Here is an 18,609-nt window from a genome sequence, read left to right as displayed (position 1 = left end):
CGCCTCGTCCCGTGTCACCGGGACGCCGAGCGCTCTCACGCCGATCAGGAGGACACCGTCGAACAGGCCGAGCGTGGCCGCCTGATCGGTCATGTTGATCGGCAGGCCCCAGCGAGGGACGTCCCAGGTGGGCTCGAACGTGTGGTTGACCAGGGCGTGCATCGCGCGGACGTGCACGGTGAGGCGCCAGCCCTCCCCGTAGGGAAGGAGTGCGTCGGGCTGCGCCAGGGCGACGGCCCACTTCTGAGTCTCCGCGAGCCGGCGCCGGGTCATCTCGCCGGTCAGTCCGCCCGTGGCGACCAGCAGGTCGGTCGGCCCTCCGAAGCGGTAGCCGCCGATGAGCGAGAGCTGAAGGAGGACGTCGGCGGCGTTGCGGCCGAAACGCCGCTGCAGCCGCCCGGCCCGCGCGATCAGCTCATGATCGACCCATTCCGGCGTCGCCTCGACGCACGAGAAGAAGTCCGTCATCGCCTCAGGAGCATCGGGCACGGCGGAAGGGTCGCGGAGACGGGCGTGGAAGTCGCTCATCGACACCCGTCGTGGATCACCCGCTCGCATCCGCATCGCTTCGGCCAGCCGCTGACCGACCTCGTCGCGCTCGAGGAATCCCGCGCCGATCCGGGTCATCAGCGCCTCGTCGACGGCCGCCACCCGTCCGAACAGTCGCAAGGGTCGCGCGATGCGGGCCCCGCGCTCCTCCGCCTCACGGAAGCGGCTGGGGAACGTGGGGGAGTCGGGACCCGCGGCGGTGCTCTCGAGCGTCGTCATGCTCCCATCGTGACGCGAGTTACAACTCGCATACCAGTCGCGTCAGCGCCTACGATGCGGGCATGGCTGCCTCCGGACCTCCGGCGTACGGATCCGCCGACGCGGTGCTCCAGGCGCGCAAGCAGCCGCGTCAGGCGCGATCTCGCGCCACCGTCGACAGGATCCTCGCCTCCGGTCGGGCGGTGCTCCTGCGCGACGGGTACGACGCCTTCTCGACCAACCGTGTCGCCGACGCGGCGGGCATCAGCCCGGGCTCGCTCTACCAGTACTTCCCGAACAAGCACGCCATCGTCGCCGCCATCGTCGAGCGCTACGCCGACGAGGTCTCGGACCAGGTGGCCGCCGCGCTGGCGGACCGGCTCGGCGAGGTCGGTCCGTCGATGGTGCGTGCGTGCGCCGACGCTCTGCTGACCGCCCTCGAGGAGAACGCCGAGCTGCTGAGGCTGGTGTTCGAGGAGCTGCCGGCGAGGCAGAACGCCGCACGACGCACCACGCTCGAGCGACGCGTGCAGGATCTCGTCGGTGCGTACCTGGCCGCACGTGCGGGCCCGGCTCTCGACCGACGACCGACCGTCGTGGCATGGGTGCTCGTGCTGGCTCTGGAGAACCTCGCCGTCCGGTGGGTGCTCGACCGCCCGCCGATCCCTCGGGAGGCGCTCCTCGACGAGCTGGTGCGGCTCTGTCTCGGCTACCTCGGCGCCCCGCCCGCTCCGGATGCACGATGACGTGCCGTCGGCGAGGCTAGGGGTCCTGCACAGCACGACGCTCAGGAGGCTCCATGTCCATGTCTCGCGCCGTTGCCGCGGCGTCCGCCGTACTCGTCCTGCTCGCGACCGCCGCGTGCAGCGACGACGACGACGATCCTGACGACCAGGCCCAGCCCACGGCGACCGCGACGGACACGACGGAGCCGTCCCCGGGCGCGACCGCGACCGCGACCCTCGAGTCGGAGGACGAGGCCGGAGAGTTCGAGCTCGACACCACTGACGACTCCGTCGACGTCGATGGTCGGGCCTCGGAGTGCCAGAGCCCCGACGACGCGACGCTGAAGGTGACGTTCACCGACGAGGGCACCACGGTGACCGCCGACATCAGCGGCGGTACGGGCACGGTCAAGGTCACCGGCGGCATCGAGTTCGAGGGCGACGTCGCGTCGGTCCAGGTCTCGGACAATGGCACGCTGAACGCGTTCGGACAGGGAAGTCTCTCGCGCCCCGGCGCCGAGAAGACCGCCTTCACCCTCGTCGGCAGGTGCTGAGCGACAGGGTGGGCCTCGGCCCTGCCGTCAGAGGTCGCCGAACGGACCCGCCGCGCCCGACGAAAGGTTGGCGGCAGAGACGACGAGACCGAGGTGGGAGAACGCCTGCGGGAAGTTGCCGAGCATCCGCTCCGCCTTGGGGTCGTACTCCTCCGACAGGAGACCGACGTCGTTGCGCAGGTCGAGCAGCCGCTCGAAGAGCGCCCGAGCCTCCTCGTGCCGACCGACCAGCGCGAGGGCGTCGACGAGCCAGAACGTCGTCATGAGGAACGCCCCCTCGCCCGGCGGCAGCCCGTCGACGGTGTCGGCGGCTCGGGTCGGGTAGCGAAGCAGCACTCCGTCGACGAGCAGGTCCGCCTGGATGGCGTCGATGGTCCCGAGGATCCGCGGGTCGTCGGGAGGGAGGAACCCGACACGCGGCAGCATCAGGAGGGATGCGTCCACGACGTCCGCGCCGTAGAACTGCACGAAGCTGTTCTTGTCGGCGTTCCATCCTTTGTTGCAGATGTCGGCGTGCACGGTGTCGCGGAGCTCGGTCCACCGCTCAAGCGGGACGGCGTCGCCGAGCATGAGGTGCTCGGCGATACGGACCGCCCGGTCGAACGCCACCCACACCATGACCTTGGAGTGGACGAACTGACGGCGTGGCCCTCTGATCTCCCAGATGCCGTCGTCGGGGTCCTCCCACACCCGCTCGAGGTGTTCCATCAGGGCAGGAAGGATCGCGTCCTGCCGGTGCCCCAGCACGGGGAGGTCCTCGGCATGGGTCACGAGGTTGGCCTGGACCGCCGTCCAGGTGGCGTCGAGAACCTCGCCGTAGACGTCGAGCTGGACCTGCGAGCTCGCGGCGTTGCCGACCCGGACCGGACGTGACCCTTCGTAGCCCGGCAGCCAGTCGAGCTCGATCTCGGTGAGCCGGCGCTCTCCTGCGACGCCGTACATGATCTGGAAGTCGCCCGGGCTGCCGGCGACAGCACGGCGCAGCCACCGGTACCACGCCTGTGCCTCCTCGGCGTACCCGCTGAGCACGAGGGCCTGCAGTGCGAAGGAGGCGTCGCGCAACCACGAGTAGCGGTAGTCCCAGTTGCGGACGCCGCCGACGAGCTCGGGCAGCGACGTGGTGGCGGCCGCCGCGATCGCGCCGGACGGTGAGTACGAGAGGGCCTTGAGGGTGAGGAGCGAACGCAGCACCTCGTCGCCCCACTCGCCGTCGTACGTGCAGCGTCCTGCCCAGTCGCGCCACCAGCTCTCGGCCCGAGCACGCGCGGCATGGGCGTCGAGGGGGAGCGGAGGCGAGGTCTGCGCGTCATAGCAGGCGAGAGAGAACCCGACCTGCTGGTCCGCACGGCACGAGAAGGAAGCGACCGTCTTCATGCCCTCGCCCTTGACCGGCACTCCCGCGTGGAACCGCAGACCGTCGCTGCCCGCTACGAGCGTCTGCCCGCCGGGCACGTGGTTGACCCATGGGACGATCGACCCGTAGTCGAAGCGCACGACGAGCTCCATCTTCATCGGCACTGTTCCGTCACGTCCTTCGACGATGCGAAAGATCCGGGACTGCTCGTCGGGTGGGGCCATGAAGTCGACGACCGCAACCGTTCCGCTCGCGGTCTCGAACTCGGTCTCGAGGACGAGGGTGTCGTGGCGATACCAGCGCCGGACGGAGACGATCTCCTCGTCCGGGCAGAGCAACCACCGCCCGTTGCTCTCGTCACCGAGAAGAGCGGCGAAGCACGCCCCGGAGTCGATCCGCGGCACGCACCACCAGTCGATCGACCCGCCACGCTCCACCAGGGCGACCGTCTTCGTGTCGGCAATGATCGCGTAGTCCTCGATCCGTCCGGCCATCGGTCCACTCCGCTCCGTCGCGTGGAGTCGTCAGCCTAGCGACGAACAAGGTTGCGGCACGCCGACCTGACGGACCTAGTCTCGAGCCATGAGCGATCCCGAGCCGGGCTCTGACGTCGACGTGGCCGTCGTCGTCCGCGACCCGGCCTGGCTCACCGACGTCTCGATCTCGGAGCGCTGCGTCGACCGCCTGCGCCACGGTCGGGTCCTGCTCGCGGGCGATGCGGCGCACATCCAGAGCCCGGCGGGGGCCAGGGCATGAACACCGGGATCCAGGACGCGGTGAACCTCGGCTGGAAGCTGGCGCTCGTGTGCCGGGGGGAGGCAGGCGAGGCGCTCTTGGACTCCTACGCCGACGAGCGCCTCCCGGTCGCCCGCGGTGTGCTGCGAACGACAGGCCGCGCCTTCCGTCTTGCCACCTCCTCGAGGGCTCCGCTGCGCGCCTTGCGGCCACGTGTCGCGACGGCGGTGCTGCCACTGCTGACCAGGGTCCCGGCGATCCGTCGAGCGGCGTTCCGGGCGCTTGCCGAGCTCGACGTGGGTTATCGCAACGGTCCGCTGCCGGACGGCCCTGTGGTCGTGGACGGTCGGCCCCTCCGCCTCCAGCAGAGCCTGTCGCCGACGGCGTTCACGCTCCTCCTGTGCGGGCCTGGGGACCATTGGTCCACGCCTGCGGTGCGGGCACTGGAGAGTCGCTGGCCAGGGATGGTCCGCGCTCGTCAGCTGAATGTCTCGGAGGGCCTGCGCCAAGGCATGGGTCTCGATCCGAGGCGGAGCACGCAGCTGCTCGTCCGCCCCGACGGCTACCTCGGTCACCGGGTCGACGCGGCGGACCTGAGCGCGGTCGACGACTACCTCCGGACGGTGCTCGGCGGGAGTTCACGCGACGGAAACATCGGCGTACGAGCATGAGCCGGTGACGACGCAGATCCATCGTGCGGACTTCGCCGACCCCGGCCTCTCCGCCTTCCTCCAGGCGCACCTCGACGACCTTGCACCGACCGCCCCTGCGTGCAGCCGGCACGCCCTCGACCTCGACGGTCTGAGGCGGCCGTCGGTGCGGATGTGGGTGGCGTGCGACGGAGACCAGATCGTCGGGACGGCAGCGCTCGCGGAGCTCGAGCCCGAGCACGAGGAGCTCAAGAGCATGCGGACCGACCCCCGCCACCGCGGCCGGGGAGTGGCCCGCGGTCTCCTCACGCACCTCCTCGCCGACGCGCGTGACCGGGGGGTCCGACGGATCTCGCTGGAGACGGGGAGCATGGAGTTCTTCGCGCCTGCCCGCGCGCTGTACGCCTCGTCCGGCTTCGTCGTGTGCGACCCCTTCGGCTCCTACCGCGAGGACCCGAACAGCACGTTCATGACGCGCGTGATCGCCGCGACGGCGGCCGTCTGACCCGGTTGCGATCCCGGCAGGCAGACCCTGCCGGGTCGGCTCGTGCCATGGTGGCGGAGTGAACGTCGACGAGGTGGCGCAGGCACTGTACGTGACGCTGCCCGCCGACTTCGTGGGCGCTCGCACGGCGTACGCGAAGGAGGCCCGGGCCGACGGCGACGCCTCGTCGGCTCGCCGCATCGGGCGGCTGCGCAAACCGACGAAGTCGGCGTGGGCGACCAACCTGCTCGTCCGTGCCGATCCCGGACGGCTCGACGCGCTGCAGGCCCTGGGCGCGGAGCTCAGGTCCGCGCAGGACCGTCTGGCCGGCGCGGAGCTGCGGGCCCTCGCCTCGCGCCGGCGTGATCTGGTGGCCGGCCTGGTGGCCGAGGCACGCCGTCTCGCGGACGAGGCGGGCGACCCACTCGGAGGTCCGGGGGCGGACGAGGTCGCACAGACCTTGAACGCCGCGCTCACCGACGCCGCCGCCGCGGCGGCGCTGGACACCGGCCTGCTGGTCGACGCGCTCGTGGCGACCGGGCTCGAGCCGGTGGAGCTCGACGGCAAGGTGGCGTTGCCGGAATCGGTCGGAGAGGTCGCCGAGCGCCCACGTCGCGCGCCGTCGCCGACGCAGCCCGCGCCGATCAGGAAGGCCAGGCCGAGGAAGGCGCCGCCGGAGAAGAAGAAGCCGGCCCGGCGCGAGGAACCGGAGGAGAGGGTCGAGGACACGGCGGCGGAGAAGGCTGCAGCCAAGGCCGAGGAGAAGGCAGCCGCGAGGGCGGCGGAGGAGCGACGTCGAGCCGAGCGCAGGAGGTCGGACGCCGAGGACCGCCTGGTGGCTGCTCGCCGGGCGATCGAGCAGGCCGAGCAACAGACGACATCGGCCCGCGGAGCGCTCGACGACCTCGAGCAGCGGCGTACGGCGCTGCAGGACGAGCTCGCTCGGCTGGAGCACGACATCGCCGCCGCCCAGCGCGACGTGAGAGAGGCGCGTCAGGCCCGGACCTCGGCCGAACGCGCCGAGGCGACGGCGCAGCGGGCGATCGACCGCCTCCCGTAGGTCACTCCTCGTCCGCCACCTGCTGCTCCAGGAGCTCCCGGGCGTGACGACCGGACTCGCCCTCCGCGTGGAGACCGCGCCGGAAGCTGTCCAGCTTCTCGCGACCACCAGGGAACGGAGGCAGCAGCGGCTGGTCGCGGTCGACCATCGCCTCGATGACGACGGGCCGGTCTGCGGCAAGAGCGCGCTCCCACGCGGCGTCGATCTCGTCGGGCGAGGTGAGGTGGATGCCCTCCAGCCCGAGGAGTTCCGCGTAGGCGGCGTACGGGAAGTCGGGGAGCGACTGGCTGGCCTCGTACCGAGGCTCGCCCTCGGTCTCGCGCTGCTCCCACGTGACCTCGGCCAGATCCCCGTTGTGCAGGACCAGCACGACGAACCGCGGATCATCCCACTCCGGCCAGGACCGAGCCACGGTGACGAGCTCGTTGATCCCGTTCATCTGCATCGCGCCGTCACCGACGAGAGCGACGACCGGTCGTCCTGGCTGGTCCAGCTTGGCGGCGAGGCCGTACGGGAGACCCGATCCCATGCTCGCGAGGGTGGAGGAGAGATGGGCCGGGACGCCGTGGGGCAACATCAGGTGGCGGGCGTACCAGTACGTCACCGACCCGACGTCGACGCTGACGAGGGCGTCGCCGGGAAGGTGCGCACTGAGGTGGTGGACGACCGCCTCGGGGTTGAGCGGGTCGGCCGGACGGGCCGCACGACGCTGCCGGATGTCGTGCCAGCGGGTGACCTGCTCGGCGACGCTGCTCCGCCACGGATCGTCGCCCGCACGGCCCTCGAGCATCGGGAGGAGACGCCGCAGCGTCTCTGCCGCGTCGCCCCGCACACCCACCTCGACGGGATAGCGGTGGCCGAGGTTCCGGCCGTCGATGTCGACCTGCACGGCTCGGGCGGCGCCGGGCGGGGGATAGAACTCGCTCCAGGGATCGTCCGAGCCGATGATCACCAGCGTGTCGCACTGCTCCATCAGCCATCCCGAGGCGGTGGTGCCCAGGTGTCCCATCACGCCACAGCTGTACGGGAGGGTCTCGTCCCACCACGGCTTGCCCAGGAGGCTGGTCGTCACTCCCGCTCCGAGGTGCTCGGCGAGGGCGCGGACCTCGTCACCGGCGTCGCGGGCACCTTGGCCGACGAGCAGCGCGACCCGTGCTCCGGCGTTGAGGACCTCCGCCGCGGCCGCGAGCTGCACATCCTCAGGGACGACGCGGGCGGGCGACCAGCGGGGTGCGCTCACGACAATTCCGTGCTCCTGCGGCGGCTCGGCAGGAAGCATGCCGGTCTGGACGTCGTGGGGGAGGATCACCACGCACGGCGACCGTCGCTCGAGTGCCGTGCGGAACGCCCGGTCCACGACGACCGGCACCTGCTCCGGCGACATGACGGTCTGGACGAAGTCGCGCGCGACCTCGGTGAAGAGCACCTGGAGGTCGATCTCCTGCTGGTACTCCGATCCGAGGACGGTCGTCTGCTGCTGCCCTACCAGCGCCACGACGGGCACGTGGTCGAGCTTGGCGTCGTACAGGCCGTTGAGCAGGTGCACCGCGCTGGGCCCCTGGGTGGCCAGGCACACCCCGACGCCGCCGCTGAACTTGGCGTGCCCGGTGGCCATGCACGCGGCGGTCTCCTCGTGGCGCGCCGGCACGAACTCAGGGTCTCCCGCGGCCCGTCGCAGGGCACCCATGAACGGGTTGATGCCGTCCCCCGAGTAGCCGAACACGCGAGGCACCCGCCATGCGCGCAACCGCTCCACGAGGAAGTCGGCCACCAACGTCTCGTCGCTCATTGGGCATCTCCTCGGCTCGGCAGTCGATGGCGTTCCCGGGCCCGGTACCCAGGGCAGCGGGACAGAATCGCCCGACACGCGGCCCGCGCATGACCACGGGCACGAGGGGAACCGGAGGGTCCCACCGAGACGAGGAGGACGCCATGGCCGCCGAGGAGACCGAGCTGGACGTCGTCGACCTGCTGCTGGCGCAGCACGATCGGATCCGCGTGCTCTTCCGTGAGGTCGAGGTCTCGGGCGACGGCACGCGCAAGGAGCGGTTCGACGAGCTGCGGGCGTTCCTCGCCGTCCACGAGACCGCCGAGGAGATGATCGTCCACCCGCTCGCCAAGCGGCAGAGCGATGAGGGCGAGACCGTTGCTCGCGATCGCCTCGCGGAGGAGAGGGAGTCGAAGGAGTTGTTGGCACGGCTCGACGACATGGACGTGACAGACCCCGAGTTCCGGGTCAGGTTCGCGATGCTGCACGAGATGGTGCTGCACCACGCCGGCAACGAGGAACGCAAGGAGTTTCCGCTGCTGCGCCGGCACGTGGAGCCTGACGAGCTGCGCCGCATGGCGGGGGCGGTCCGGGCTGCCGAGAAAATCGCCCCCACCCGGCCGCACCCGGGAGTCGAGTCGCCGGCGGCGCACGTTGTCACCGGCCCGCTCGCGTCCCTCGTCGATCGGACGCGGGACGCGGTGCGTTCGGCCCTGCGTGACTGACCGCAGAGTCGAACGCTCCGCGACGAGTCACCGGCCGGTGGTGCGAGGGCTCGTTCCCCTGTGGCTGTCGAGCGCGCGTCGCCCGTAGAGCCCCAGAGCCACCATCCCGACGCCGAGGACGAGGTGGAGCCAGTTGTCGGCGTCATTGACGGGGATGAAGTTCGCGCTGTCGTCGTGGTCGATGACCAACCCGTAGATCCAGAGCAGAAGGTAGATGACGCCGCCGGCGATGAGGTACAGGACCGCGGTCCGCGCGGCACGCGCCGCCCAGAGCCCCACGACGCCGAACAGCAGGTGAACGATGTTGTGCAGGATCGAGACCTCGAAGATGCCCAGGAGCTTCGCGTTGCTCTCGTGCCCGGCGAAGGTCATCGTGTCGTAGTTCGTCGTGATCCCCGGGATGAAGCCGAGAATGCCGATGAGTAGGAAGACAGCAGCGACGACCATCGTCAGCGTGCGGATGGTCTTGGCGTCGGAGTCGCCGTCATGGGCGCGGTTGCCTGCCGGTTGGTTCGTCATGATCTTCCTCTTCCGTTTGTCGTGCTCTCTGTACGCACCCACTACCCCCCGTTCCGTCCTTGACACCTCACGGGGTGCGACCAGGAGCGCGGCTCCGCAGACCGACGCCTCCGCGCCATGGCGTCACGCTCTGCGCTGGTCGCCTGCGTCCTCACGACCGTGCCTGCCCTCCTCGTCGAGGGCCTGATGCTCCTGCTCGCGTGACCGCCCGTGAGACGGTCGCCTGGCGGGAAGGCGGGGGCCGGTTGCCAGCAGCCGGGCGGGGTTGGTGACGAGGATCTGGTGCAGGTCCTCGTCGCTCGCCCCGCCCGAACGCAGCATCGGGAGGATCCGCCGAGGAAGGTTCTCCATGTGCCAGTTCGGCACGTGCCGCGCTCTCCAGCTCGGCGGTGTCACGCGGCTGAAGAACGCGGCGTCGTGCGACAGCACGAGACGGTCGGCGTAGCCGCGCTCCAGCAGCGCCAGGACCGTCCGGACACGACGCTCGTCCTCCAGCACGTGCTCCATCCCGAACCGGTCCATCCCGAGGGTGGCGCCCGTGTCGGCAAGCTCGCGGAGGTAGCCGAGGTCCTCGGAGTCCCCGCAGTGGCCGACGATCACCCGTTCCGGAGCGACCCCGTGCCGAGAGAGCAGAGCCAGCTGCTCACGGCCGTTCTGCGACGCGGCGTTGGTGTGGGTGGTGACGGGCACTCCCGTCTGCTGGTGCGCCACTGCGGCGGCGGTGATCACCCGGGTCACGTCCGGCGTCAGCCCCGGGCGGTCGGTCACCACCTTGAGCATGCCCGCCCGGATCCCGGTGCCGGCGATCCCCTCCTCGATGTCGCGCACGAACATCTCGACGAGCGGATCGGGCCCGCCGACGAGCAGGCCGGGACCGTGGGTGTGGAAGAAGGGTGGCAGGGCGTCCGAGGTGTAGTAGCCCGTCGACGCGACCAGGTTCACCGGCGTCCGCGCAGCCACCGCGGCGACCCGTGCCACGTCGCGTCCGAGACCGAGCACGGTGAGATCCACCACCGTCCGTACCCCGAGGTCCCAGAGCCGGTCGAAGCCCGCGACGGCGACCTCGACCGACCTGGCCTCGTCCCACTCGGGGTGGGGGAAGTTCAGGTCCAGCTCCGGGTGACCCACGAAGACGTGCTCGTGGATCAGCGTGACACCGAGGTCCTCCACCGCCACAGGGCCCGCGAACGTCTGAACCTCCCCCTCGCCCGTCATCCAGCCGTGCCCCTGATCGCCTCGTACACGGCGAGCTGCTCGTCGTCGAAGTTGTCGCGGAGGTAGGCGTCGGCCTTCGTACGGAACGCGTCGACATCCACGTCCTCCACGACCTTGAGCGAACCGCTCTCCTTCCACTCGGCGAGCTTCTTCTGCTCGTCCTCCTCGACGCACCCGGGTACCTGCTCGACCGCGGCGTCGACCGCCGACTCGAGCGCCTCCTGCTGCTCGTCGGACAGCTCGTCCCACCGCTGACCAACGATCACCAGGTTCGAGTTGGCCTGGTGCGACGACATGCTCAGGTAGTCCTGCACCTCGTCCAGGCTGACCGCGTCGATGTTGACGATCGGGTTCTCCTGTCCGTCGACGGTGCCCTGCTGCAGGGCGAGGAACAGCTCCTCGTACGCCACCTCGGTCGCGTTCGCCCCGAGCGCCTTCGCGTTCATCAGGAACTGCGGGGACGCGGGAAAGCGCATGCGCAGACCCTCGAGGTCATCGGGTGTGCGGATCGGCTCGTTGGCGGTGAACTGACGCATCCCGGCCGACCAGGCGCCGAGCGTGGACACGCCCGTCTCCTCCTTGAAGCCGTCGAGAACGTCCCCGGACGCGTCGCTCTCGAAGAACGTCGCCAGGTGGTCGGCGTCGTCGAAGGCGTAGGCAGCGTCGAGCACCGCGATCGGCTCGTACACCGCCCCGAGTGCCGATGCGCCCTGGATGTCGATGTCGATGTCTCCCGAGACGACCGAGCTGATCCGGTCCGCGTCACCGCCGAGCTCGCTGTTGGGGTGCAGCGCGATCGTGAGGCCGACGTCCGACTTCTCGACCTCGTCGGCGATCACCTGCGCACCGCAACGGTGCTGTGGCTGGTTCTCGGTGTAGCTGTGGGCGAGCGTGAGCTCGACGTCACCGCCGCCCTCGTCCCCGTCTCCACCGCAGGCGGTGAGAGCGAGGACGGGGACGACGGCCCAGACGGCGAGTGCCGTGGTTCGGCGGAGCTTCTCTGCGGACATGGTCATGGGTTCCTTTCTCCGGAGGTCTCCCGAGACGGTGGGACGGGGGTGTCGGCGACCTCGGACGAGACCATCTCGTCGAAGTCGCGGAACATCTCCTCGCGGTGAGCGGGTCTGCCGGTGAGGAGCTCGAAGGTGTCGGCGGCCTGGTTGACCGCCATCCCGGCACCGCTGAGGGTGGAGCAGCCGCGTGCTCGCGCAGTACGGAGCAGCTCGGTCGTGAGGGGGCGGTAGACGATGTCGGCCACCCACAGCCGCGGGGTGAGCAACGTGTCCGGCACGGGCGAGCCGGGGTGGTGGGCCATTCCGACGGGCGTGGCGTTGACGACTCCCGATGTGGTGGTCAGCACCGACTCCAACGCGCCGGGATCCGACGTCCGCACGTCGAGACCGCTGCCCGCCGCGGTCAGCGACGCCCGCAGACCGTCGGCGCGAGCAAGGTCCGGGTCGACGACGTGCAGTGTGATGGCGCCGAGGTCCGAGAGGGCGTGCGCGACCGCCGTCCCTGCTCCGCCCGCTCCGAGCAGCACCACGTCGGTCAGGTCGGCGTCCGGGAGCCCCTCGCGGAACGCGCGGGTGAACCCGGTGAGGTCGGTGTTGTGGGCGACGGTGCGGCCGTCGCGCACCAGGACGGTGTTGAGGGCGCCGATGCGCTCGACCTCGGGCCCGAGCTCGTCGACCAGTGGCATCATCGTGTGCTTGATCGGATGGGTGACGTTCAGACCGTCGAAGCCGAGCTCGACCGCGGCGTCGAGCAGCTGCCGCAGGTGGTCGGCGCCCACCTGCCGGTCGTCGAGGTCGACCACTTTGTAGACGTAGCGCAGTCCGTGCCGGTCGGCCTCGCGCTCGTGCATCGGTGGTGTCAGCGACGGACCGACCCCTTGGCCAAGGAGCGCGACGAGGACCGACTCGCGGCCATCAGCCGCACGAGACCTCACAGCCCCAGCTTCTGAGGGAGGTAGAGGATCGCGTCAGGCCAGAAGATGATGGCGACGCAGAGAAGGAGCAACGGCACCATGAACGGCAGCGCGCCCCAGAAGACCTCCGACATGCGGGCCTTCGCGATCGCCTGGAGGACGAAGATGACCGTGCCCACCGGCGGAGTGAGCAGCCCGATCATCTGCGACAGGATCATCAGGACTCCGAGCGCGATCGGGTCCACGTCGTACACCGCGGCGATCGGGAGAAGGATCGGGACGGCGAGCGTGAGGACGGCGATGGCGTCGAGCGCCGTACCGAGGATGAGCGAGAGCAGCAGGACGAGCAGCAGGAAGACCGTCGGGCTCGAGGTGAGGTCGAGGACCCAGGCCGAGAGGTCCTTCGCGACCCCCTCGCGGGCGAAGATGTAACCGAGCAGGTTGGCCGAGGCGACGATGAGCATGATCGCGCCGCTGGTCAGGACGGCCTCGGTGAGCACCTTCGGCAGGTCCCGCACCGTGAGGGTGCGGTAGGCGAAGCCGAGGGCCGCCATGTAGGCGACGCCGACGGCGGCGGCCTCGGTCGGGGTGAAGACGCCGCCAAGGATGCCGCCGAGGATGATGACCGGCGCGCCGAGCGGAGCGATGACGCGCTTGCCCGTCTCCCACACGCGCGCCCCACTGAACTGCGTGCGCTCGATGTTGGGGTCACGACGAACCCAGAGGAACACGACGACACACAACCCGACGGCCATCAAGAGCGCCGGCACCACCGATGCCGCGAAGAGTGCACCGGTGGAGACTGCGGCGAGCCCGGCGTAGACGACGGCAGGGATGCTCGGCGGCATCACGGGCGCGATCAGCGACGCGGCGCCAGTGACACCCAGCGCGAACTTCCTGGAGTAGCCGGCGCGCAGCATCGCCGGGATCTGGACCTTGCCGAGCGCAGCGGCGTCCGCCACGGCCGATCCGCTCATCCAGGAGAAGCCCACGCTCACCCCGACGCTGACGTAACCGAGGCTGCCGCGGACCCGGCCGAGCAGGGCGAGCGCGAAGTCGAAGAGGCGATCGGCGATCCCTGCGTGGTTGGCCAGGGTCCCGAGCAGGATGAACAGCGGCACCGCCAGAAGCGGGAAGCTTGCCGTGGACTGGGCGACGAGGCGCAGCGCGAGGCCGACCGACAAGTCGTTGGTGAGCAGATAGAGCATCGACGGGCCGATGAACGCGAAGGCGATCGGGACCCGGATCACGAGCAGGAGCGTGATCAGGAGGCCGAGGACCAGCAGGCTCATGCGACCGGTGCCTCCGTCTGCGTCTCGTCCTGGGGGACGCCGACGACGGCGTACTGGACCGCCGCCACCGTGGCACGCACCGTCATGCTGACGAAGCCGACGAGCGAGACCGCGTACAACCACGACATCGGCATCCGCATCGCGGGGGACTTGAGGATGCCCTGGCTCTCGATCAGCGACCACGCCTCGACGGTGAGGCCGATCCCGACCGCGGCCACGACGAGGCACGAGATGACGCGAACCAGCCGACGTACGACCTCGTTGCCAACCGCGTCGACCATCTCGATCGCGATGTGCGAGTCGGTCGTGACGAGGACGCCCGCGACGACGAAGGTCAGCCACACGAGACAGAAGCGGGCGAGCTCGCCGGTCCAGGGCCAGCCGTCGACGGGCAGGTAGCGCTGGGCGGCCTGCGCCATGACGAGGAAGAAGATCAGCAGCAGGGCCGCGATGCCGATCGCGAGCTCGATGGCGGTGGCGGCGCGGATCGTGCGGGCGAGCCATCGCGGCGGGGCGTCGAAGAACGCCTTCCCCCGTCCCCAGCCCTGCGGCTGCGGTGTGACTTCGGTCATAGCAGGCGAACTTAGGGAGAACGGCAACCGGATGGCAAGGGGTTGCCATCCGGTTGCCATCCGGCTTGAGTGGGCGGGTGCCCGTACCGACGATCTACGACGTCGCTGCCGTCGCCGGAGTGGCGACCTCGACCGTCTCGCGCGCCTTCTCGACCCCGGGCCGGGTCAACGCGTCCACCCGCGAGCACGTCCTCGCGGTGGCTGCCGAGCTCGGCTATCGGCCAAACCCGCACGCGCGAGCGTTGTTGTCCGGGCGTCACCACACTGTCGCGATGGTCGTCTCCGACATCACCAACCCGCACTACTTCGAGCTGATCCGTGGCGCCGAGCTACGAGCCAAGGCGTCGGAGTACACGCTCGTGCTGGTCAATGCCGAGGAGTCGCCGAGGATCGAGTACGACCAGATCCAGCGCCTGGTCAGCTCGGTCGACGGCTTCGTCCTCGCCGCGAGCCGGCTTCCCGACGAGAACCTCGAGCAGATCGCGGCCCAGCGCCCGGTGGTGCTCATGAACCGCGAGCTCACCGGGCTCCCCAGTGTCGTGCTCGATCACGTGCAAGGGTGCCGTCAGATCGTGGAGCACCTGGTCTCGCTCGGGCACCGGCGTCTGGTCTACCTCGCCGGTCCCCGCAACTCGTGGATGGCATCGATGCGCTGGTCGGCTCTGCGGACGGCAGCCGACGACCTCGGCGTCGACGCCCAGCGCGTCGGGCCGTTCACGCCGAAGGTGACACAGGGTGGCGCCGCGGCCGACAGCGCTCTGACCACCGGCGCGAGCGCGGTCGTCGCGCACAACGACCTCCTGGCGATCGGCGTCGTCCAGCGCTTGGCGCAGCGCGGAGTGCGCGTCCCCGAGGAGGTGAGCGTGGTCGGGTTCGACGACATCTTCGCCTCCGACCTCTGCACCCCGAGCCTGACCACGCTGGGCGGCCCGCACGTCGAGGTCGGACGCGCCGCGGTGGAGCTCCTGCTCGACCGGACGAGCCCCAGCGGCTCGAGGCGCACACCGCCTCGGTTGGTGGTGCCGGCCGGGCTGGTGCTGCGCGGCTCGACGGGTCCCGTCGCCCCGCGGTGAGGCGACGCGCTCAGGTGCCGGGGTGCTGGGCCGTAGCGCGCTGTGCGGCGAGCCGGACCGGCGCGTCGGCCGCGGCGCCGTAGCCGTCGTACGCGTCGCGGCGCTCGACGAACTCGAAGAACAGGTCGCCGAGGGTGCGTGTGTAGAAGTGCACGAACCCGCCGTCGGGGTCCTCGTCGTACAGCAGGTCGTGCTCTCGCAGCTGCGCGACGAACGCGTCGTCGAGAGCGAAGCGGGCGCGGAGGTCGTCGTAGTAGTTGTCCGGCACCGGGAGGAACGACAGCCCTCGCCGGCGGGCGGCGCGGGCGAGACCGACGACGTCGGTGGAGGAGAACGCCACGTGCTGCGTACGCTGCTCCTCTGCCTGCGGCTCGACGTTCAGCGGGAGCCGTACACAGCCGTCGGGCGTGCGCATGACCTGGCTCCGGACCAGCCCCCGCGGGCTCGCCACCTCGCGTGCCGGCTCGGCCTCCAGACCCAGCACACTCTGGTAGAACAGCACGGCCTCGTCGAAGTCCTGCCAGCGCTGGGTGATGTTGACGTGGTCGATCGAGCGAGCCACGTCGTCGTTCTCGGGATCGCCGTAGGTGAACTCCGCGAGCCAGCGGGGGTCCGGCCCGTTGTCGTTGAAGAGGATCTGCATGCCGTCGGGCGCCGCCGTCGCCGGCAGGTCCTGCTCACCGGCGTGGGTCTGGCGGAATACCGGCGGAGCGGCCAGCTCGCGCGCGCGTGCCAGCGCCGCGTCGGCGTCGGCGACCTCAAGACCGAAGGCGGCCAGGTGCGCGGGTCGGTCGTTGTCGCGCTGCTCGTTGAGGATCACCCGGGCGCGACCGGAGGACCAGAGCCGCACCGGCTTCGTCCTGTGCCGTCCGCGGAAGGTGAAGCCGAGCTGCTCGAGCACCAGGTCTACCTCGTCCAGGCCCGAGCCGCGCAGCTCGACGAAGTCGAAGGCCTGCGGGGGAGAGACGGAGGTCAGGGGGCGCAGCGGTTCCGGGGCGTCCAGACGCCGGACCTGATCCTCGAGCCACACCAGCGAGCGGTGCGCGTGCGCAGCCGTACGGCGGACGTCGGTCTGGCGGAAGACGTCGTTGAACACCTCGAGAGACAACGGCCCTGTGTATCCCGCGGCGAGGACGTGACCGAGGAAGCCGCTGAGGTCGAAGCTGCCCTCACCCGGGAACAGCCGGTGGTGGCGGCTCCACGACAGGACGTCCATGTCGAGGGCTGGAGCATCGGCGAGCTGCAGGAAGAAGATCTTGTCGCCGGGGATCTTCTCGATGTCGCTGGGGTCGTGGCCGCGCGACAGGATGTGGAAGGAGTCGAGGCACACGCCGACGTTCGGGTGGTCGGCGCGTTCGACGATTCGCCAGGCCCGCCGGTAGTCGTCGACGTACTTTCCCCAGGCCAGTGCCTCGAAGGCGACGCGCACCCCGTATGCCGCGGCGAGGTCGCCGAGCGCGCGCAGCTGCTCGGCCGACACCTCGTCCGAGTCGATCGTCGCGGTGGCGACGTTGCTGCACACGAGCATGAGGTCCATGCCGAGGCGGTTCATCAGCCGGAACTTGCTCTCCGCGCGCCGCAGGTTGTCGGCGAACACCACCTCGTCGACGCCTTCGACGTCACGGAACGGCTGGTAGAGGTCGAGTGAGAGCCCGAGCCGGTCTGCGAGCGTCCTGATCTCCTCCGGCGACTCGTACGCCGTGACGAGGTCGGGCTCGAATATCTCGACCCCGTCGAACCCGGCCTCGGCGCAGGCGTGGAGCTTGGGGACGAGGCTTCCGCTGATGCAGACGGTGGCGATCGAGGTGCGCACCGTCAGAACGTACCAGTTCGTACATAGCCTGGCGAGGGTAAGTTGATGGCCGTGAACGACACCGTCCCGAGACAACGCGACCCCGAGCGCACGAAGGCCGAGATCCTCGAGGTGGCCACCCGGACGTTCGCCGAGGACGGTTATTCGGGGGCGCGCGTCGACGACATCGCGGAGCGCACCCGCACGACGAAGCGGATGATCTACTACTACTTCGGCGGCAAGCAGCAGCTCTATCTCGCCGTCCTCGAGCATGCGTACCGCGGCATCCGCGACGCGGAGGAGCACCTCGAGGTCGGAGACCTCGGGCCTGTGGACGCGATCCGTCGTCTTGCCGAGCTGACGTACGACCACCACGTGGAGCACCAGGACTTCATGCGCCTGGTCGCGATCGAGAACATCCACCGCGGTGACGGGATCCGTCGGCTCGAGGTGCTGCGCGACCTGGGCAAGCCGGCGATGGAGGTACTCGAGACGATCCTCTCGCGCGGTATGGCGGACGGGAGCTTCCGTGAGGACGTCGACGCCCTCGACGTCCATCTCCTCATCAGCGCCTACTGCGTGTTCCAGGTCGCGAACCAGTACACGTTCGGCTACCTCTTCGACGTCGACCTCCTGGCCGACAGCACCCGACCGAGGCTGCGTTCGATGATCGGGGACGTCGTCGTCGCGTGGCTCTCGACGCCGGCGCGCTGAGGGGCGGCGTCGGGCCGGCGTGGTTTTGACCCCCACCGCCTCGGGTACCGGCGTCTTCACGGCGGCGCGCTGCCTCGAGGCGCCTCATCGGACCACCAGGAGGATCTCGTGCAGTTCGGCTACACCTTGATGACGGAGCAGTCCGGACCGAAGGCACTGGTCGACTACGCGGTGAGGGCGGAGAGGGTCGGCTTCGACTTCGAGGTGGCCAGCGACCACTACTTCCCGTGGCTCGACACGCAGGGGCACGCCTCGTACGCGTGGAGCATGCTCGGGGCGGTCGCCCACGCGACGGAGTGGGTCGGGCTCATGACGTACGTGACCTGCCCAACCGTCCGCTACCACCCCGCGGTGGTCGCGCAGAAAGCCGCGACCCTGGGCCTGCTCTCCGACGGGCGCTTCACGCTCGGCCTCGGTGCCGGAGAGAACCTGAACGAGCACGTGGTCGGCGAACGCTGGCCCGCGACGCGCGAACGTCACGCCATGCTGTACGAGGCGGTCGAGATCATCACGGAACTGTTCAGCGGTGAGCTGGTCGACTACGACGGGCAGCACTTCCAGGTCGACTCCGCCCGCGTGTGGGATCTTCCCTCCGACCCGGTGGAGATCGGTGTGGCCGTGTCGGGGTCGAAGTCGATCGAGCAGTTCGCTCCGGTGGCCGACCACCTGATCTCCACCGAGCCCAAGAGCGAGATCATCGAGC

Annotated in this window: 19 protein-coding genes and 1 pseudogene; 10 read left to right on the top strand and 10 right to left on the bottom strand. The window is 70.1% G+C overall.

Annotation, left to right across the window (positions count from 1 at the left end; genetic code table 11):
* Window positions 1–768 (bottom strand): oxygenase MpaB family protein (locus PV363_RS07050; protein WP_301021999.1); only part of this gene is annotated, 768 nt, incomplete at its 3' end.
* Between the two features lie 62 nt (window positions 769–830).
* Between PV363_RS07050 and PV363_RS07045 the strand changes: the two genes are divergently transcribed.
* Complete coding sequence (locus PV363_RS07045; RefSeq protein ID WP_220340957.1) at window positions 831–1,493, top strand: TetR/AcrR family transcriptional regulator; 663 nt, start codon at window positions 831–833, stop codon at window positions 1,491–1,493.
* Between the two features lie 53 nt (window positions 1,494–1,546).
* Window positions 1,547–2,026, top strand: a complete 480-nt coding sequence (locus PV363_RS07040) for a hypothetical protein (RefSeq protein WP_220340958.1) — start codon at window positions 1,547–1,549, stop codon at window positions 2,024–2,026.
* 27 nt (window positions 2,027–2,053) lie between these two features.
* Here PV363_RS07040 and PV363_RS07035 read toward each other — a convergent pair whose 3' ends face one another.
* On the bottom strand, window positions 2,054–3,874 hold the full coding sequence (locus tag PV363_RS07035) for a glycoside hydrolase family 15 protein (protein ID WP_301021998.1): 1,821 nt from the start codon (window positions 3,872–3,874) through the stop codon (window positions 2,054–2,056).
* Window positions 3,875–3,962: 88 nt separating this feature from the next.
* Between PV363_RS07035 and PV363_RS07030 the strand changes: the two are divergent.
* The 4 genes and pseudogenes from PV363_RS07030 to PV363_RS07015 all read left to right on the top strand — a co-directional run.
* Window positions 3,963–4,207 (top strand): annotated as a pseudogene (locus PV363_RS07030) (FAD-dependent monooxygenase); the annotation flags it as partial.
* The gene (locus PV363_RS07025; protein WP_366525455.1) at window positions 4,184–4,786 is read left to right on the top strand and encodes a hypothetical protein; all 603 of its coding nucleotides are present in this window, start codon (window positions 4,184–4,186) and stop codon (window positions 4,784–4,786) included. The pseudogene PV363_RS07030 and the gene PV363_RS07025, both read left to right, overlap by 24 nt.
* A gap of 4 nt (window positions 4,787–4,790) precedes the next feature.
* Window positions 4,791–5,270 carry a GNAT family N-acetyltransferase gene (locus PV363_RS07020; RefSeq protein WP_301021995.1) on the top strand — a complete coding sequence of 160 codons (480 nt, stop codon included), beginning with the start codon at window positions 4,791–4,793 and terminating at the stop codon, window positions 5,268–5,270.
* 58 nt (window positions 5,271–5,328) lie between these two features.
* Window positions 5,329–6,309, top strand: coding sequence for a hypothetical protein (locus PV363_RS07015; RefSeq protein ID WP_301021994.1), 981 nt, complete (start codon window positions 5,329–5,331; stop codon window positions 6,307–6,309).
* Window position 6,310: 1 nt separating this feature from the next.
* Here PV363_RS07015 and PV363_RS07010 read toward each other — a convergent pair whose 3' ends face one another.
* On the bottom strand, window positions 6,311–8,098 hold the full coding sequence (locus PV363_RS07010; protein WP_301021993.1) for a thiamine pyrophosphate-requiring protein: 1,788 nt from the start codon (window positions 8,096–8,098) through the stop codon (window positions 6,311–6,313).
* Window positions 8,099–8,241: 143 nt separating this feature from the next.
* Here PV363_RS07010 and PV363_RS07005 point away from each other — a divergent pair, with 143 nt between their 5' ends.
* Complete coding sequence (locus tag PV363_RS07005; protein WP_220340962.1) at window positions 8,242–8,802, top strand: hemerythrin domain-containing protein; 561 nt, start codon at window positions 8,242–8,244, stop codon at window positions 8,800–8,802.
* A 27-nt stretch (window positions 8,803–8,829) separates the two neighbouring features.
* Here PV363_RS07005 and PV363_RS07000 read toward each other — a convergent pair whose 3' ends face one another.
* From PV363_RS07000 to PV363_RS06975, 6 genes are all read right to left on the bottom strand, one after another.
* Window positions 8,830–9,321, bottom strand: a complete 492-nt coding sequence (locus PV363_RS07000; RefSeq protein ID WP_255565878.1) for a DUF4383 domain-containing protein — start codon at window positions 9,319–9,321, stop codon at window positions 8,830–8,832.
* Window positions 9,322–9,444: 123 nt separating this feature from the next.
* The gene (locus tag PV363_RS06995; RefSeq protein ID WP_220340963.1) at window positions 9,445–10,536 is read right to left on the bottom strand and encodes a hypothetical protein; all 1,092 of its coding nucleotides are present in this window, start codon (window positions 10,534–10,536) and stop codon (window positions 9,445–9,447) included.
* Window positions 10,533–11,552 (bottom strand): DctP family TRAP transporter solute-binding subunit, encoded by a 1,020-nt coding sequence (locus PV363_RS06990; protein ID WP_220340964.1) that lies wholly within the window; start codon window positions 11,550–11,552, stop codon window positions 10,533–10,535. Before PV363_RS06990 ends, PV363_RS06995 begins: the two co-directional genes overlap by 4 nt.
* Entirely contained in the window at window positions 11,549–12,484 is a 936-nt protein-coding gene (locus PV363_RS06985) for a shikimate dehydrogenase (protein WP_301021992.1), read from the bottom strand. Before PV363_RS06985 ends, PV363_RS06990 begins: the two co-directional genes overlap by 4 nt.
* A complete protein-coding gene (locus PV363_RS06980; RefSeq protein WP_220346721.1) occupies window positions 12,481–13,755 on the bottom strand; it encodes a TRAP transporter large permease in 1,275 nt (424 codons plus the stop codon). Before PV363_RS06980 ends, PV363_RS06985 begins: the two co-directional genes overlap by 4 nt.
* Window positions 13,752–14,327 carry a TRAP transporter small permease gene (locus tag PV363_RS06975; RefSeq protein WP_220340967.1) on the bottom strand — a complete coding sequence of 192 codons (576 nt, stop codon included), beginning with the start codon at window positions 14,325–14,327 and terminating at the stop codon, window positions 13,752–13,754. The genes PV363_RS06980 and PV363_RS06975 overlap by 4 nt, the downstream gene beginning before the upstream one ends.
* Before the next feature lie 77 nt (window positions 14,328–14,404).
* Between PV363_RS06975 and PV363_RS06970 the strand changes: the two genes are divergently transcribed.
* Complete coding sequence (locus PV363_RS06970) at window positions 14,405–15,400, top strand: LacI family DNA-binding transcriptional regulator (RefSeq protein WP_220340968.1); 996 nt, start codon at window positions 14,405–14,407, stop codon at window positions 15,398–15,400.
* Window positions 15,401–15,410: 10 nt separating this feature from the next.
* On the opposite strand, the gene PV363_RS06965 is transcribed toward PV363_RS06970, so the two are convergent.
* Window positions 15,411–17,213: a sugar phosphate isomerase/epimerase and 4-hydroxyphenylpyruvate domain-containing protein gene (locus PV363_RS06965; RefSeq protein ID WP_220365562.1), complete on the bottom strand. Its 1,803-nt coding sequence runs from the start codon at window positions 17,211–17,213 to the stop codon at window positions 15,411–15,413.
* A 45-nt stretch (window positions 17,214–17,258) separates the two neighbouring features.
* Between PV363_RS06965 and PV363_RS06960 the strand changes: the two genes are divergently transcribed.
* Together PV363_RS06960 and PV363_RS06955 are read left to right on the top strand one after the other, a co-directional pair.
* Window positions 17,259–17,906: a TetR/AcrR family transcriptional regulator gene (locus tag PV363_RS06960; protein ID WP_220340970.1), complete on the top strand. Its 648-nt coding sequence runs from the start codon at window positions 17,259–17,261 to the stop codon at window positions 17,904–17,906.
* Between the two features lie 108 nt (window positions 17,907–18,014).
* Window positions 18,015–18,609: TIGR03557 family F420-dependent LLM class oxidoreductase (locus tag PV363_RS06955; RefSeq protein ID WP_301021991.1), on the top strand; the 595-nt coding region annotated here is incomplete at its 3' end.

Source organism: Mumia sp., assembly GCF_028803055.1.
Classification (GTDB): Bacteria; Actinomycetota; Actinomycetes; order Propionibacteriales; family Nocardioidaceae; genus Mumia.
The sequence above is the reverse complement of the archived record's forward strand: the minus strand, read 5'-3'. Positions and strand labels throughout refer to the sequence as shown.

What these genes read in the sequence shown, in the direction of transcription:
- PV363_RS07045 (WP_220340957.1), top strand. Translation starts at nt 831, where the DNA reads ATGGCTGCCTCCGGACCTCCGGCGTACGGATCCGCCGACGCGGTGCTC.
- PV363_RS07040 (WP_220340958.1), top strand. Translation starts at nt 1,547, where the DNA reads ATGTCCATGTCTCGCGCCGTTGCCGCGGCGTCCGCCGTACTCGTCCTG.
- PV363_RS07035 (WP_301021998.1), bottom strand. Translation starts at nt 3,874, where the DNA reads ATGGCCGGACGGATCGAGGACTACGCGATCATTGCCGACACGAAGACG.
- PV363_RS07010 (WP_301021993.1), bottom strand. Translation starts at nt 8,098, where the DNA reads ATGAGCGACGAGACGTTGGTGGCCGACTTCCTCGTGGAGCGGTTGCGC.
- PV363_RS07005 (WP_220340962.1), top strand. Translation starts at nt 8,242, where the DNA reads ATGGCCGCCGAGGAGACCGAGCTGGACGTCGTCGACCTGCTGCTGGCG.
- PV363_RS07000 (WP_255565878.1), bottom strand. Translation starts at nt 9,321, where the DNA reads ATGACGAACCAACCGGCAGGCAACCGCGCCCATGACGGCGACTCCGAC.
- PV363_RS06995 (WP_220340963.1), bottom strand. Translation starts at nt 10,536, where the DNA reads ATGACGGGCGAGGGGGAGGTTCAGACGTTCGCGGGCCCTGTGGCGGTG.
- PV363_RS06990 (WP_220340964.1), bottom strand. Translation starts at nt 11,552, where the DNA reads ATGACCATGTCCGCAGAGAAGCTCCGCCGAACCACGGCACTCGCCGTC.
- PV363_RS06980 (WP_220346721.1), bottom strand. Translation starts at nt 13,755, where the DNA reads ATGAGCCTGCTGGTCCTCGGCCTCCTGATCACGCTCCTGCTCGTGATC.
- PV363_RS06975 (WP_220340967.1), bottom strand. Translation starts at nt 14,327, where the DNA reads ATGACCGAAGTCACACCGCAGCCGCAGGGCTGGGGACGGGGGAAGGCG.
- PV363_RS06960 (WP_220340970.1), top strand. Translation starts at nt 17,259, where the DNA reads ATGGCCGTGAACGACACCGTCCCGAGACAACGCGACCCCGAGCGCACG.